The sequence below is a fragment of the Streptomyces sp. NPDC029159 genome (assembly GCF_055564055.1).
The window spans coordinates 331,961-346,556 of the sequence record NZ_JBVHWT010000002.1 but is presented as its reverse complement, the minus strand read 5'-3'; the positions used below and the strand labels follow the sequence as shown (position 1 = coordinate 346,556).

Annotated in this window: 11 protein-coding genes; 7 read left to right on the top strand and 4 right to left on the bottom strand. The window is 72.6% G+C overall.

Features of this window, described 5'->3' with window-relative positions; all coding sequences use genetic code 11:
- The first annotated feature begins 48 nt into the window (after nt 1–48).
- Nucleotides 49–1,428 (top strand): FAD-dependent oxidoreductase, encoded by a 1,380-nt coding sequence (locus ACZ4U4_RS05715; RefSeq protein ID WP_467869273.1) that lies wholly within the window; start codon nt 49–51, stop codon nt 1,426–1,428.
- 25 nt (nt 1,429–1,453) lie between these two features.
- On the opposite strand, the gene hemE is transcribed toward ACZ4U4_RS05715, so the two are convergent.
- Nucleotides 1,454–2,521 carry a uroporphyrinogen decarboxylase gene (hemE, locus tag ACZ4U4_RS05710; RefSeq protein WP_467869271.1) on the bottom strand — a complete coding sequence of 356 codons (1,068 nt, stop codon included), beginning with the start codon at nt 2,519–2,521 and terminating at the stop codon, nt 1,454–1,456.
- Nucleotides 2,522–2,623: 102 nt separating this feature from the next.
- Between hemE and ACZ4U4_RS05705 the strand changes: the two genes are divergently transcribed.
- The 3 genes from ACZ4U4_RS05705 to ACZ4U4_RS05695 all read left to right on the top strand — a co-directional run bounded on the left by ACZ4U4_RS05705 (nt 2,624) and on the right by ACZ4U4_RS05695 (nt 5,599).
- Nucleotides 2,624–3,271, top strand: a complete 648-nt coding sequence (locus ACZ4U4_RS05705; protein WP_467869269.1) for a DUF3000 domain-containing protein — start codon at nt 2,624–2,626, stop codon at nt 3,269–3,271.
- A gap of 313 nt (nt 3,272–3,584) precedes the next feature.
- Nucleotides 3,585–4,247, top strand: a complete 663-nt coding sequence (locus tag ACZ4U4_RS05700) for a response regulator transcription factor (protein WP_030279967.1) — start codon at nt 3,585–3,587, stop codon at nt 4,245–4,247.
- Nucleotides 4,248–4,324: 77 nt separating this feature from the next.
- Nucleotides 4,325–5,599: an HRDC domain-containing protein gene (locus tag ACZ4U4_RS05695; protein ID WP_467869267.1), complete on the top strand. Its 1,275-nt coding sequence runs from the start codon at nt 4,325–4,327 to the stop codon at nt 5,597–5,599.
- A gap of 82 nt (nt 5,600–5,681) precedes the next feature.
- Here the strand turns inward: ACZ4U4_RS05695 and ACZ4U4_RS05690 are convergent, their stop codons facing one another.
- On the bottom strand, nt 5,682–6,392 hold the full coding sequence (locus ACZ4U4_RS05690; protein ID WP_467869265.1) for a PepSY domain-containing protein: 711 nt from the start codon (nt 6,390–6,392) through the stop codon (nt 5,682–5,684).
- Nucleotides 6,393–6,579: 187 nt separating this feature from the next.
- Here ACZ4U4_RS05690 and ACZ4U4_RS05685 point away from each other — a divergent pair, with 187 nt between their 5' ends.
- From ACZ4U4_RS05685 to ACZ4U4_RS05675, 3 genes are all read left to right on the top strand, one after another.
- Nucleotides 6,580–7,821 (top strand): thiolase family protein, encoded by a 1,242-nt coding sequence (locus tag ACZ4U4_RS05685; RefSeq protein WP_391641245.1) that lies wholly within the window; start codon nt 6,580–6,582, stop codon nt 7,819–7,821.
- Entirely contained in the window at nt 7,818–9,956 is a 2,139-nt protein-coding gene (locus ACZ4U4_RS05680) for a 3-hydroxyacyl-CoA dehydrogenase NAD-binding domain-containing protein (protein WP_467869263.1), read from the top strand. The genes ACZ4U4_RS05685 and ACZ4U4_RS05680 overlap by 4 nt, the downstream gene beginning before the upstream one ends.
- 92 nt (nt 9,957–10,048) lie before the next feature.
- Nucleotides 10,049–10,465 (top strand): PIN domain-containing protein, encoded by a 417-nt coding sequence (locus ACZ4U4_RS05675; RefSeq protein ID WP_467869261.1) that lies wholly within the window; start codon nt 10,049–10,051, stop codon nt 10,463–10,465.
- Nucleotides 10,466–10,514: 49 nt separating this feature from the next.
- Here ACZ4U4_RS05675 and ACZ4U4_RS05670 read toward each other — a convergent pair whose 3' ends face one another.
- Nucleotides 10,515–12,053 carry an amino acid permease gene (locus tag ACZ4U4_RS05670; protein WP_467869259.1) on the bottom strand — a complete coding sequence of 513 codons (1,539 nt, stop codon included), beginning with the start codon at nt 12,051–12,053 and terminating at the stop codon, nt 10,515–10,517.
- 357 nt (nt 12,054–12,410) lie between these two features.
- Nucleotides 12,411–14,411, bottom strand: a complete 2,001-nt coding sequence (gene dxs / locus ACZ4U4_RS05665) for a 1-deoxy-D-xylulose-5-phosphate synthase (protein WP_467869257.1) — start codon at nt 14,409–14,411, stop codon at nt 12,411–12,413.
- Nucleotides 14,412–14,596: the final 185 nt, after the last annotated feature.

The window sequence follows — 14,596 nt, the reverse complement described above, 5'->3', positions numbered from 1 at the left end:
GCCCGTGCGGGCGTTGCGCGCGGGCAGGGCACGGCGTGAGGGGCTTCCATGACGGAACGGCTCGTGGTGATCGGCGGTGACGCGGCGGGCATGGCGGCCGCCTCGCAGGCCCGGCGGCTGAAAGGCCCCGGCGAGCTGGCCATCACCGCGTTCGAGCGCAGCCACTTCACGTCGTACTCCGCGTGCGGCATCCCGTACTGGGTCGGCGGCACGGTCGACGGCCCCGCCGCGCTGATCGCCCGAACACCCGAGGAGCACCGGGCGCGCGCCATCGATCTGCGGATGCGCACCGAGGTCACCGAGCTGGATCTGGCGCGCGGCCGGGTACGGGCGCGGGCGCTGGACGACGGCGGGCGGGAGAGCTGGACGGAGTTCGACAAGCTGGTGCTGGCCACCGGCGCCCGGCCGCTGCGGCCCCCGCTGCCCGGTATCGAGGCGCGCGGGGTGCACGGGGTGCAGACCCTCGACGACGGCCGCGCCCTGATCGACACGCTCGCCGCCGCCCCGGGCCGCCGCGCCGTGGTCATCGGCGCCGGGTACATCGGGGTGGAGATGGCCGAGGCGCTGATCCAGCGCGGCTTCGCGGTCACGGTGCTGCACAGGGGCGAGCAGCCGATGTCCACGCTCGACCCGGACATGGGCGCGCGGGTCCACGAAGCCATGTGCGGCCTGGGCATCGAGACGGTGCGCGGCGCCGGCGCCACCGCCGTGCTGACCGACGGGGAGGGGCGCGCCCGCGCGGTGGCCACCGAGGACGCGGAGTATCCGGCGGACGTCGTGGTGCTGGGGATGGGCGTCCGCCCGGAGACGGCGCTGGCCGAGGCCGCCGGGTTGCCCCTCGGGGCGTCCGGCGGGCTGCTGACGGATCTGTCGATGCGGGTGCGCGGCCAGGAGAACGTCTGGGCCGGCGGTGACTGCGTGGAGGTCCTCGACCTGGTGTCGGGCCACACCCGCCACCTCCCGCTCGGCACCCATGCCAACAAGCACGGCCAGGTCATCGGCGCCAACGTCGCGGGCGGCTACGCCACCTTCCCCGGGGTGGTCGGCACGGCCGTCAGCAAGGTCTGCGATCTGGAGATCGCCCGCACCGGCCTGCTGGAGCACCAGGCCCGCGCCGAGGGGCTGGAGTTCGTGACGGTGACCATCGAGTCGACCCAGCACGCCGGTTACTACCCCGGCGCCCGGCCGATGCATGTGAAGATGCTCGCCGAGCGGCGTACCGGGCGGCTGCTGGGCGTGCAGATCGTCGGCCGGGAGGGCGCCGGGAAGCGGGTGGACATCGCGGCGGTCGCGCTGACCGCCGGGATGACGGTGGAGCAGCTGACCATGCTCGATCTGGGCTACGCGCCGCCGTTCTCCCCGGTCTGGGATCCGGTGCTGGTCGCGTCCCGCAAGGCCACGGCGGCGGTCCGGGCCGCCGGGATGTGAGGCCCCGGCGGCCGGGCGCGGCGGCTCAGCGCGCGGTCTGCGTGTGGACGTACTCGGTGAGGCGGGTCAGCGCGTCCGGGTCGGTGGTGGGCAGCACGCCGTGGCCGAGGTTGAAGATGTGGCCCTCCAGACCGGCGGCGGCGTCCAGCACCTCGCGCGCCTTGGCCTCCACCGCCTGGCGCGGGGCGAAGAGCACGGCCGGGTCGAGGTTGCCCTGGAGCGCCTTGCCGGGGCCGACCCGGCGGGCCGCCTCGTCCAGCGGGACCCGCCAGTCGACGCCGACGACGTCCGCCCCGGCCTCGCCGAGCAGGCCCAGCAGCTCGCCGGTGCCGGCGCCGAAGTGGATCCGCGGCACGCCGTGGTGCGCGACCGCCTCGAAGACCTTCGCGGAGGCGGGCATCACCGAGCGGCGGTAGTCGGCGGGCGAGAGCGCGCCGACCCAGGAGTCGAAGAGCTGCACGGCACTCGCCCCGGCCTCGATCTGCACGGTGAGGAAGGCGGTGGTGATCACGGCGAGGCGGTCCAGCAGGTCGGCCCAGAGCTCCGGGTCGCCGTACATCAGCGCCTTGGTGCGCTCGTGGTTGCGCGACGGGCCGCCCTCGACCAGGTAGCTGGCGAGCGTGAACGGCGCACCGGCGAAGCCGATGAGCGGCGTGGACCCCAGCTCCTGGACGAGCATCCGCACGGCCTCGGTGACGTACGCGACGTCACCGGGCTCCAGCGGGCGCAGCCGGTCCAGGTCGGCGCGGGTGCGGATCGGGTTCTCGACGACGGGGCCGACGCCCGGCTTGATGTCGAGGTCGATGCCGATGGCCTTCAGCGGCACGACGATGTCGCTGAAGTAGACGGCGGCGTCGACGTGGTGACGGCGCACCGGCTGGAGGGTGATCTCCGTGACCAGCTCGGGCCGGGTGCAGGAGTCGAGCATCGCGATGCCCTCGCGGACCTTGTGGTACTCGGGCAGCGAGCGCCCGGCCTGCCGCATGAACCACACAGGGGTGTGCGGCACCGGCTCGCGCCGGCAGGCCCTGAGGAAGGCCGAGTCGTACGTTCCGGTCTGCTGCTGGCCCGTCGGGCGGTCGTTGACGCTCACGGACGGAATCTTCGCATGCGGCGCCGGACACCTCCGAACGGGCGACGCGCGCACCGGGTGTCCTCCCCCTCCGCGGCGCCACTTGCGCCTACTCTTCCGGGCATGGCTGCGGCGTACGAACACCTCTCGGACAGCGCGGACGAGACCCCGATCCCCTTCCGACGAGCGGTCGAGTCGCTCCGCGCGGCCCGGCTGCGCCCCGAGATCGAGCTGGATGTGGTACCGGCGCCGAAACGGCTCGCACCGTACGCCGCCGCGCTGGAGGCCACGGTGGTCGAGCGGGGCGCGGGGGCGGACGGCGAGGACGCGGATCTGGCGGACGGGCGGCTGGTGCTGCTGCACCACCCCGCCGGGCACGAGGCGTGGCAGGGCACGTTCCGGGTGGTGACGCTGGCCCGCGCGGAGCTGGAGCCGGAGATGGGCGCCGATCCGCTGCTGCCCGAGGTCTCCTGGTCGTGGCTGACGGGCGCGCTGGACGCCCGCGGGGTGCGGTACGGCGAGGCGAGCGGGACGGTGACCCGGGCCGCGTCGCATCACTTCGGCGGTCTGGCGGCGCGGGAGCCGGCCACCCAGATCGAGATCCGCGCGTCGTGGACCCCGGCCGAGGGCCCCGGCGGCGTACCCGACGCGGGCGCGCACCTGGCGGCCTGGTGCGATCTGCTGTGCCAGGTGGCCGGGTTGCCCCCGGCGCCGCAGGAGCCCGGCCCGCGCGGCGGTGTGGTGCCGCTGCCCCAGCGCCGGGGGGCCTAGGGGCTGTCCCACGGCCCCCGAGCGAGGGCGTCGCACCACGACGGTGCGGCGCCCTCGTCCGGTCCGTACCGCACGATCGGCGCCGTCCTCACGAGTGGTGTGCGGGAACAGGCGCACCGCTGATCACCCCGATGTTCACGCATGATCGCTCACGCATCCGATTTGTCCGAATTGACACTAACTAAATCGTGATCGATACCTAAAGTCCCCTCGGATTACTGCCGAAGAGGTCAGTGACCCTTCAGATACGGAACGTCCCGGCTCGCCCCTTGTAGCCGGTCGCAACCGTCCCGCCACTCCCCCAGGAGGCCCGGTGTCTGTTCTCCTCGAGCAACCTTCGAGCCTGGTCGCCTACCGCCCGAACAAGCCGACGGCCATGGTCGTCGTGGCCGACCCTCGCGTCCGCTCCACCGTCACCCGCCACCTGTGGGCCCTCGGAGTACGGGACGTGATCGAGGCGTCGTCGATCGCGGAGGCCCGCCCCCGGGTCGGCAACCCACGCGACATCTGCGTTGCCGACGTCCATCTGCCCGACGGCTCCGGCCTGACGCTGCTGTCCGAGACCCGCGCCGCGGGCTGGCCCAACGGCCTCGCACTCTCCGCCGCCGACGACATCGGCGCGGTACGCAACGCCCTCGCGGGCGGCGTCAAGGGCTATGTCGTCACCGGCACCCGCACCAACCTCGGCCTGCCGGGCCGCCCGGGGGCCGCGCCGATCGGCGCCCACGCCGCCCGGATGCAGCGCCGCCCGCCGGGCGCCCCGGGCCACCCCGGCGGCTACCGCGAGCTGTCGGGCCGGGAGGTCGAGGTGCTGCGGCTGGTGGCGGAGGGCCAGTCCAACAAGGCGATCGGCGTGTCGATGGGGCTGTCCGCCCTGACCGTCAAGAGCCACCTCGCCCGGATCGCCCGCAAGCTCGGCACCGGCGACCGGGCCGGAATGGTGGCCGTGGCGCTGCGCACCGGCATCATCCACTGACCTGCACCCCGACACATCGCCCGCCGAGGGAACGTTCCCCTCGACGGGCGATGCGCATACACAGATACCCTTGACCGGTGACCGACGCCCAAAAGACCGCAGCAGACACTCCACTGCGAGCAGCCGGAGACTCGCCTCCGGATTCCCGACCGGCGCCGGAACCCCTGTTGGAGCCCCGTGAGGGCATCCCCCCGGTGACCGCCAGCGGTGACGCCCTCGCCGAGGTCGTCGCCGCCCTCGCGGCGGGCACCGGCCCCCTCGCCGTCGACGCCGAGCGCGCCTCGGGCTACCGCTACGGCCAGCGCGCCTACCTCGTCCAGTTGCGCCGCCAGGGCGCCGGCAGCGTCCTGATCGACCCGGTCGGCTGCCCGGACCTCGGCACGCTGGGCACGGCCGTCGCCGACACCGAGTGGGTGCTGCACGCCGCCACCCAGGACCTGCCGTGCCTGCGCGACATAGGGATGGTGCCGACCCGGCTGTTCGACACCGAGCTGGCGGGCCGTCTCGCCGGTTTCGCGCGGGTGGGCCTGGGCGCGATGGTCGAGAACGTCCTCGGCTTCGCGCTGGAGAAGGGCCACTCCGCCGTCGACTGGTCGACCCGTCCGCTCCCCGACCCGTGGCTGCGCTACGCCGCGCTCGACGTCGAGCTGCTGGTCGATCTGCGCGATGCGCTGGAGGAGGAGCTGGAGCAGCAGGGGAAGCTGGAGTGGGCCCGGCAGGAGTTCGCCGCCATCGCCGCCGCTCCCCCGGCCCCGCCGCGCAAGGATCCCTGGCGCCGCACCTCCGGGATGCACAAGGTGCGCCGCCGCCGGCAGATGGCCGTCGTCCGCGAACTGTGGACGGCGCGCGACCGGGTCGCCCAGAAACGCGACGTCTCCCCGGGCAAGGTGCTCGGCGACTCCGCGATCGTGGAGGCGGCGCTGCATCTGCCGCCGAACGCCCACGCCCTGGCCGCACTGCCCGGCTTCGGGCACCGTATGGGCCGCCGTCAGCTGGAGCAGTGGCAGGCGGCCGTGGACCGGGCGCGGGCGCTGCCCGACAGCGAGCTGCCGCAGCCCGGCGCGCCGCTCAACGGCCCGCCGCCGCCCCGCGCCTGGGCGGACAAGGACCCGGTGGCCGCGGCCCGGCTCTCGGCGGCACGCGCCGCGGTGACCGCGCTGGCGGAGGAGCTGAACCTCCCGCAGGAGAACCTGATCACGCCGGACACGGTGCGCCGGGTGTGCTGGGAGCCGCCCGCCGAGCCGACCGGGGACGCGGTCGCCGCCGCCCTGGCCGGGTACGGCGCACGCGCCTGGCAGGTCCAGCTGGTCACGCCGCTGCTCGCCCAGGCACTGGCGCAGCACAGCGACTGACGGCGCACCGCACCCCGGCGGGCCGATGACGGCCGCCGGGGTGCGGTGTGACCGCTCCGGCCGCGCGGCCGGAGCGCAGGCGTCAGTCCTGGTCGGCGTGTTCCTTCAGGATCTTGTTGTCCTTGGCGTCGACGTCGAAGGTCGTCTTCTTCCAGTCGGAGGGCGAGACGACGTCCACCTTCCAGACCGGCTTGCCGTGGTCGGCGTTCTCCAGCTCGACCCCCGCGACCTTGCCGCTCTTCTTCGCCATCGCGGTCTTCGCCGCCATCGGCGCGGTGACCGTGGCGTCCCGCAGCCGCGTCGCCAGCGCCTTGCGGTCCTCGGCCTTCTGCCGCTCGGTGACCGGGTGGCCGGCCTTTCCGGTGACCGCGTCGACGCGGAGGGCGTGGGCGGTGCCGTCGGACGTCGCCACCACCGTCTCCCACACGGGGTTGCCGCCGTCGCCCCCCTTCAGCTCGGTGGAGACGGGTTTGCTGTGCGGCACGGCACCCGCCGCGGCGGTCAGCACGTGCTCGTAGTCGGCCTTGGTCTTCGCGAAGAGTTCCTTGCGCTCGCTCTGCGCCTTGGTCAGATTCCGGCCGGGTGAGGCGTTCGGGGAGCCGCCCGGGGAGGTGGCCGCCGCCGGGGACGCCACCTCGCCACCGTCCGGCGCGCCGCTCACGCTCTTGCCGCCGCTGCCGCAGCCCGCGAGGAGCGCACCGGCGGCGGCGACCGCGCACACCGCTCCCAGCGTGCGGGGCCCCACGGGACGCCGCCGACCGCGCACCACCAGATCCTTACGCTTTGTGTCCATAAGGGCACTTTATGTGCGCCTTCGGTTGATCACACCTCCACGCCACCGCAACCCGCACGATGTGACCTTCACCGCTCCGGGCGAGGGGGCTGTGCAGCATGGTTACCCGTAAGTAGCATGTCGGTGTGATGCGTCCCTCCGGGGGCGCCCCGCAGCAGTGCCATCCCGCACCTGGAGGAGAGCCAACGTGCCTCGTACCGCTAGGGACGTCGTCTTCGTCGACGGCGTCCGCACCCCGTTCGGCAAGGCGGGCCCGAAGGGCATCTACCACGAGACCCGCGCCGACGACCTGGTCGTCAAGTGCATCCGGGAGCTGCTGCGCCGCAACCCGGACCTGGACCCCGCGAAGATCGACGAGGTCGCGCTCGCGGCGACCACGCAGATCGGCGACCAGGGCCTGACCCTGGGCCGCACCGCCGGCATCCTGGCGGGCCTGCCGCAGTCGGTGCCCGGCTTCTCCATCGACCGTATGTGCGCCGGTGCGATGACCGCCGTCACCAGCATCGCCGGTGGCGTCTCCTTCGGTGCATACGACATCGCCGTCGCCGGTGGCGTCGAGCACATGGGACGCCACCCCATGGGTGAGGGCGTCGACCCCAACCCGCGGTTCGTCAGCGAGAAGCTGGTCGACCAGTCGGCGCTGTTCATGGGCATGACGGCGGAGAACCTCCACGACCGGCTGCCGCACCTGACCAAGGAGCGCGCCGACGCCTACGCCGTCCGCAGCCAGGAGAAGGCCGCGAAGGCGTACGCCAACGGCCAGATCCAGGCCGACCTGGTGCCGATCTCGGTGCGCCGCACCAACGCCGAGGCGGGCGAGACCGGTTGGGGTCTGGCCACCGCCGACGAGCCGATGCGCCCGGGCACCACGCTGGAGAACCTCGCCGGGCTGAAGACGCCGTTCCGTCCGCACGGCCGGGTGACCGCGGGCAACGCCGCCGGTCTCAACGACGGCGCGACCGCCTCGCTGATCGCCGCCGAGGACGTGGCGCGCGAGCTGGGCCTGCCCGTCAAGATGCGGCTGGTCGACTTCGCCTTCGCGGGCGTGGAGCCGGAGGTCATGGGCATCGGCCCGGTCCCGGCGACGGAGAAGGCACTGGCCAAGGCCGGTCTGACCATCGACGACATCGGCCTCTTCGAGATCAACGAGGCGTTCGCCGTCCAGGTGCTCTCGCTGCTCGACCACTACGGCATCGCCGACGACGACCCGCGCGTCAACCAGTACGGCGGCGCCATCGCGTTCGGCCACCCGCTGGCCTCCTCCGGCGTCCGGCTGATGACGCAGCTGGCCCGTCAGTTCGAGGAGCAGCCGCACGTCCGCTACGGCATCACCACCATGTGCGTCGGCTTCGGCATGGGTGGCACCGTGATCTGGGAGAACCCGCACTGGAGCGGAGCGACTAATCGATGCAGCGAGGGGAACAAGTGACCAACACCGCAGAGCTTCTGAAGGGCGCGGCCGAACTCTTCCCCGACGAGGTCGTGACCCAGGCGCACGTGCGCCACCTCGACCTGCCGAAGGGCGCGGGCCGCTTCGCGCTCATCACGCTGGACAACGGCCTGGACCACACCAAGCCGACCACCTTCGGCCCGCAGTCGCTGGGCAACCTCAACGCCGCGATCGACCAGGTCGAGAAGGAGGCGGCGGACGGCGAGATCGTCGGTGTCGGCATCACCGGCAAGCCGTTCATCTTCGCCGTCGGCGCCGACCTCAAGGGCGTCGAGCTGCTGAAGCGCCACGAGGACGCGCTGGCCATCGGCAAGGGCGGCCACGACGTCTTCAAGCGGCTGTCGGGCCTGGCCGTGCCGACGTTCGCGTACTACAACGGCGCGGCGATGGGCGGCGGCGTCGAGGTCGGTCTGCACTGCAGCTACCGCACCGTCTCGAAGGCCGTGCCGGCGTTCTCGCTGCCCGAGGTCTTCCTCGGTCTCGTACCGGGCTGGGGCGGCTGTGTGCTGCTGCCGAACCTCATCGGCCCCGAGCGCGCCGTCTCGGTCATCATCGAGAACTCGCTCAACCAGAACAAGCAGCTCAAGGGTGAGCAGATCTTCGACCTGGGCATCGCGGACGCGCTGTTCGAGGGCGCGGACTTCCTGGAGCAGTCGCTGATCTGGACCGCCTCGGTGCTGACCGGTGAGACCGAGGTCGCCCGCCCCGAGCTGGACCGCGGTGCCGCCTGGGACGAGGCCGTCGCCCGCGGCCGGGCGATCGCCGACGGCAAGGTGCACGGCGCCGCCCCGGCCGCCTACCGCGCGCTGGACATCATCGCCGCCGCCAAGAACGGCGACCGTCAGCAGGGCTTCGACGCCGAGGACCAGGCACTCGCCGACCTCATCATGGGCGGCGAACTCCGCTCCGGCCTCTACGCGTTCAACCTGGTGCAGAAGCGCGCCAAGCGGCCCGCCGGCGCGCCGGACAAGAAGCTGGCCCGCCCGGTCACCAAGGTCGGTGTCGTCGGCGCCGGTCTGATGGCCTCCCAGCTGGCGCTGCTCTTCGCGCGCCGTCTGGAGGTCCCGGTCGTCCTCACCGACATCGACCAGGCCCGGATCGACAAGGGCGTCGCGTACGTCCACGGCGAGATCGACAAGCTGCTGCTCAAGGGCCGTGTCAACCAGGACAAGGCGAACCGCCTCAAGGGCCTGGTCAGCGGTCACCTCGACAAGGCCGCCGCCTTCGGCGACGCGGACTTCGTCATCGAGGCCGTCTTCGAGGAGATGGGCGTCAAGCAGCAGGTGTTCGCCGAGGTCGAGGCGGTCGTCCCGGCGCACGCGATCCTGGCGACCAACACCTCCTCGCTGTCGGTCACCGAGATGGCGTCGAAGCTGAAGAACCCCGAGCGGGTCGTGGGCTTCCACTTCTTCAACCCGGTCGCGATCCTGCCGCTGCTGGAGATCGTCCGCGCGGAGAAGACCGACGACGCGTCGCTGGCCACCGCCTTCGCCGTCGCCAAGTCGCTGAAGAAGACCGCGGTGCTGGTGAAGGACGCCCCGGCGTTCGTCGTCAACCGCATCCTGACCCGCTTCATGGGCGAGATCCAGAACGTCATCGACGAGGGCACGCCCGTCGCCGTGGCGGAGAAGGCCGTCGAGCCCCTGGGGCTGCCGATGTCGCCGCTGGTCCTGCTGGAGCTGGTCGGCCCGGCGATCGGCCTGCACGTCTCCGAGACGCTGCACGGCGCGTTCCCCGAGCGGTTCACCGTCTCGCCGAACCTCAAGGCCGTCGTCGAGGCCGGCAAGCGCGGCTTCTACGTCTACTCCGCCGAGAACGGCTACAAGCCGGAGCTGGACCCGGAGGTCGCCGCGCTGCTGAAGCAGGGCGACTCGGTGCTGACCGAGGAGCAGGTCCGCGACCGCGTGCTGGACGCCGTGGCGCAGGAGATCGGCCTGATGCTGGACGAGGACGTCGTCGCCGAGGCGCAGGACATCGACCTGTGCCTGATCACCGGCGCCGGCTGGCCCTTCCACCTGGGCGGCATCACGCCGTACCTGGACCGCGCGGGCGTCTCCGAGCGGGTGACGGGCAAGAAGTTCCTGGCCCCGGGCCTGGCGAGCGTGCCCGCGTAAGGCACCTGGCAACGCAGCGGCGCGGGTCGGCTCGGCGGAGCCGGCCCGCGCCGTCGTGCTGCCGTCCGTCCGGCGCATGACAGGCTGGAGCCATGGATTCCTTGGTCATCGTCGATGCGGCGAACGTCGTCGGGTCGGTCCCGGACGGCTGGTGGCGCGATCGGCGCGGCGCCGCGGAGCGGCTGCGGGACGGACTGGCCACGCGCGGCGCCGCGGGCCTGCCCGGGTACGCCGAACCGCCGGTGGAGCTGGTGTTGGTGGTCGAGGGCGCGGCCCGGGAGGTGGCGTCCGTCGACGGGGTGCGGGTGGAGTCCGCGCCCGGCAGCGGCGACGACCGGATCGTGGAGCTGGTGGCGGCCGAGGGCGCCGGGCGGGACTGCCTGGTGGTGACCGCCGACCGCGGGCTGCGGGCCCGCGTCGAGGCGCTGGGCGCACGGGTGACGGGCCCGCGCGCGGTCCGCGACGCCCGGGGCGGCGGCCGCCGTCCGGGAGCCGCGGCGGACGGCTGAGGGCGGCCCGGCGCTCCGGGCGCCATGGGCGCGGAGGACGGTTGCGCCGTCAGCCGCCGCCCACCGCGCCTTTCTCAGCCGCCCGGCGGCCCTCCAGACGGCTGTGCGTCCGGCCGTAGGTGACGTAGACGACGAACCCGACGACCATCCAGGCGGCGAAGCGGAGCCAGGTCTCGGCGGGCAGGTTGAGCATCAGCCAGAGCGAGGCGAGCACCGACAGCACGGGGACCAGCGGGACCAGCGGGGTGCGGAAGGCGCGGGGCAGGTCCGGGCGGGAGCGGCGGAGCAGGACCACGCCAAGGGCGACCACGACGAAGGCGAAGAGCGTGCCGATGTTGACCAGTTCGGCGAGTTCGTTGATCGAGGTGAACCCGGCGACGACGGCGACGACCAGGCCCAGCAGCAGCGTGGAGCGGTAGGGCGTGCCGAACGTGGGGTGCACCCGGGAGAAGAACTGCGGCAGCAGCCCGTCGCGGCTCATCGCGAAGAACACCCGGCTCTGCCCCAGCAGCAGGATCATGCAGACCGAGGTGAGACCGACCGCCGCGCCGAAGCCGATGATCCCGGCGTAGACGGGGTGACCGACCGCCTTGAAGGCGTCGGCGAGCGGGGCGTCGGTCGACAGCTCGGTGTACTTCTGCATGCCGGTGACCACGATCGACACCGCGACGTAGAGGAGGGTGCAGATGGCGAGGGAGCCGAGGATGCCGCGGGGCACGTCGCGCTGCGGGTGGCGGGTCTCCTCGGCGGCGGTGGCGACGATGTCGAAGCCGATGAAGGCGAAGAAGACGACCGCGGCGGCGGCGAAGATGCCCATGACGCCGAAGTTGGACGGGGTGAAGCCGAACAGGAGCTGGGAGAGCGGGGCGGCGTAACCGCTCTGCCCCACGTGCGGGCGGGTGGGCGGCAGGAACGGGTGGTAGTTCGCACCGGTGATGAAGAACGCCCCGGCGATGACGACGAGCAGCACCACCGTCACCTTGATCCCCACGATCACGTTCGTCACCCGCGACGACAGCTTCATGCCGAGGACGAGGATGACGGTCAGCACCAGGACCAGGACGCAGGCCAGCAGGTCGAAGCCGAACGCGCCGCCCTGGGTGCCGGAGAGCACGGGCGGCAGATGCCAGCCCGCCGAGTCCAGCAGCGAGCGGATGTAGCCGGACCAGCCGACCGCGACCACCGCACACCCCAGCGCCAGCTCCAGGACCAGGTCCCAGCCGATGATCCAGGCGGGGAACTCGCCGAGCGAGGCGTAGGAGAAGGTGTACGCGGAGCCGGCGACCGGGACGGTGGAGGCGAACTCCGCGTAGCAGAGCGCGGCGAGGGCGCAGACCACGCCGGCGACGACGAAGGAGAGGGCGACCGCCGGGCCCGCCTGCTCCTTCGCGATCTTGCCGGTGAGGACGAAGATGCCGGTGCCGATGACGACACCGACGCCGAAGACCGTCAGGTCCAGCGCGGACAGGGACTTCTTGAGCGCGTGCTCCGGCTCCTCGGTGTCCTGGATGGACTGCTCGACGCTCTTGGTCCGGAACACTCCGCGGTCGCGGCGTGTCCGGGCTCCTGGGCCCTGCTGTGTGCTCATGGACGAACCTCCGCCTGGACGACCCTCACCTGAACTGGCAGATTCTCTGCAACGCAGACAAATCGTCAGGGGTGGCGGGCCCCGGGCGGCGGCGATTCACCCTATGGAGCGTGGCGGCGGGCAAACGGATGGGCCGGTCGGCGCACCCGGAGGTGGCCGACCGGCCCGTAGGTCCTGTCGTCACACTCCCGTCGTCGCCCGGAGGGCGGCCGCGCGGCGTCTGGTGCGTGCGATCGCAAGGCGGAGGGTCGTCCCGGTACTGGGTGTACCGGGACGATCCCGACAACGCGGCGAGCGTGCGTGCCAGACGCCGCGAGGCAGGCGGGAGTGTGACGACAGGGCCTAGCGCGAGGGGCGTCAGTCGCCCGCGACCTCCGCCGGACGCGGGGAGCCCGCGGCGCTCGCCGACGCGCCCTCGAACCGGCCGTCCAGCTTGGCCACCAGGCCGGTGACCTGCCGGGCGATGTCCGGCGCGGTCAGCCCGATCTCGGCCATGACCTCCTTGCGGGAGGCGTGGTCGAGGAAGCGCTCGGGGATGCCGAAGTCGCGCAGCGGGAGGTCCACGCCCGCGTCCCGCAGCGCCTGCGCCACGGCCGCGCCGACGCCGCCGGTGCGGATGTTGTCCTCGACGGTGACCACGACGCGGTGCTCGGCGGCGAGGCCGGGCAGCTCCGGGTCGACCGGCTTGACCCAGCGCGGGTCGACGACGGTGGAGGAGATGCCCTGCTTGTCGAGGAGGGCGGCGATCTCCAGGCACATCGGGGCGAGCGCGCCGACCGAGACCAGCAGCACGTCGGGGCGCCCGGCGACCGCCACCGGGGCGCGCAGCACATCCATGCCGCCGACCGTGCCGACCGCCTCGACGGCCGGGCCGACCGCGCCCTTGGAGTAGCGCACCACCGTCGGCGCGTCATCGACCTCGACGGCCTCCCGCAGCTGCGCGCGGACCTGGTCGGCGTCGCGCGGCGCGGCGAGCCGCAGGCCGGGCACGACCTGGAGCAGTGACATGTCCCACATGCCGTTGTGGGAGGCGCCGTCGGAGCCGGTGACACCGGAGCGGTCCAGGACGAAGGTGACGCCGCACTTGTGCAGCGCGACGTCCATCAGCACCTGGTCGAAGGCGCGGTTGAGGAACGTGGCGTACAGCGCGAAGACCGGGTGCAGCCCGCCGGTGGCCAGACCGGCGGCGGAGACCGCGCCGTGCTGCTCGGCGATGCCGACGTCGTAGATCCGGTCGGGGAAGGCGGCGGCGAACTTCTTCAGGCCGACGGGCTGGAGCATCGCGGCGGTGATCGCGACGATGTCCGCGCGCTCGTGGCCGAGCTTGACCATCTCCTCGCCGAAGACGGAGGTCCAGTCGGCGCCGGACGCGGCGACCGGCAGCCCGGTGTCCGGGTGGATGACACCGATGCCGTGGAAACGGTCCGCCTCGTCCTGCTCGGCGGGCTTGTAGCCGCGGCCCTTCTCCGTCAGGCAGTGGACGATGACGGGGCCGCCGAAGCGCTTGGCGCGCGTCAGCGCCGACTCCAGCGCCTCCAGGTCGTGGCCGTCGATCGGGCCGACGTACTTCAGGCCCAGGTCCTCGAACATCCCCTGCGGGGCGATGAAGTCCTTGAGGCCCTTCTTGGCGCCGTGCAGCGTCTCGTAGAGCGGCTTGCCGACGACCGGGGTGCGCTCCAGCAGGTCCTTGCCGCGGGCGAGGAACTTCTCGTAGCCGTCGGTGGTGCGCAGCGTGGCGAGGTGGTCGGCGAGGCCGCCGATGGTCGGCGCGTAGGAGCGCTCGTTGTCGTTGACGACGATGACCAGCGGGCGGTCCTTGGCGACCGCGATGTTGTTGAGCGCCTCCCAGGCCATACCGCCGGTCAGCGCGCCGTCGCCGATCACCGCGACGACATGGTCGTCCTTGCCGCGCACCTGGTTGGCCTTGGCCAGACCGTCGGCCCAGCCCAGGACCGTCGAGGCGTGGCTGTTCTCGATGACGTCGTGCTCGGACTCGGCGCGCGAGGGGTAGCCGGACAGGCCGCCCTTGGCGCGCAGCCGGCCGAAGTCCTGGCGGCCGGTGAGCAGCTTGTGGACGTAGGACTGGTGTCCGGTGTCGAAGAGGACGCGGTCCTTCGGGGAGTCGAAGACCCGGTGCAGGGCGATGGTCAGCTCGACCACACCGAGGTTGGGGCCGAGGTGGCCGCCGGTCCGGGCGACGGCGTCGACGAGGAAGGTACGGATCTCCCCGGCGAGCTGTCCGAGCTGCTGCGGGGTGAGCCGGTCCAGGTCGCGTGGACCTTCGATACGGGTCAGCAACTCCCGTCCGTCTCCGGCCACCGCCCCGGCCTGGCGCGCTTCGCGCGGCACCTTCTGCACTGTGCCTCCCTGCTTGTCGTGCTTCGAAACTGGTCGAGGTTGCTGATCAGCCGAGTCTAATGTTCCGGTGTCCGCCGCGACCTTCGGGCCTCGCGATGTATGTCACTCGGGTGACCCGTGGGATTCGGCCGCCCGCCGCACATGCGGCGGCCCCCACCGGAAGGTGCTGGTGGGGGCCGCCGCAC

Excerpts from the sequence above, each read along its gene's own strand:
- ACZ4U4_RS05715 (WP_467869273.1), top strand. The coding sequence starts at position 49 with ATGACGGAACGGCTCGTGGTGATCGGCGGTGACGCGGCGGGCATGGCG.
- ACZ4U4_RS05705 (WP_467869269.1), top strand. The coding sequence starts at position 2,624 with ATGGCTGCGGCGTACGAACACCTCTCGGACAGCGCGGACGAGACCCCG.
- ACZ4U4_RS05690 (WP_467869265.1), bottom strand. The coding sequence starts at position 6,392 with ATGGACACAAAGCGTAAGGATCTGGTGGTGCGCGGTCGGCGGCGTCCC.
- ACZ4U4_RS05675 (WP_467869261.1), top strand. The coding sequence starts at position 10,049 with ATGGATTCCTTGGTCATCGTCGATGCGGCGAACGTCGTCGGGTCGGTC.
- ACZ4U4_RS05670 (WP_467869259.1), bottom strand. The coding sequence starts at position 12,053 with ATGAGCACACAGCAGGGCCCAGGAGCCCGGACACGCCGCGACCGCGGA.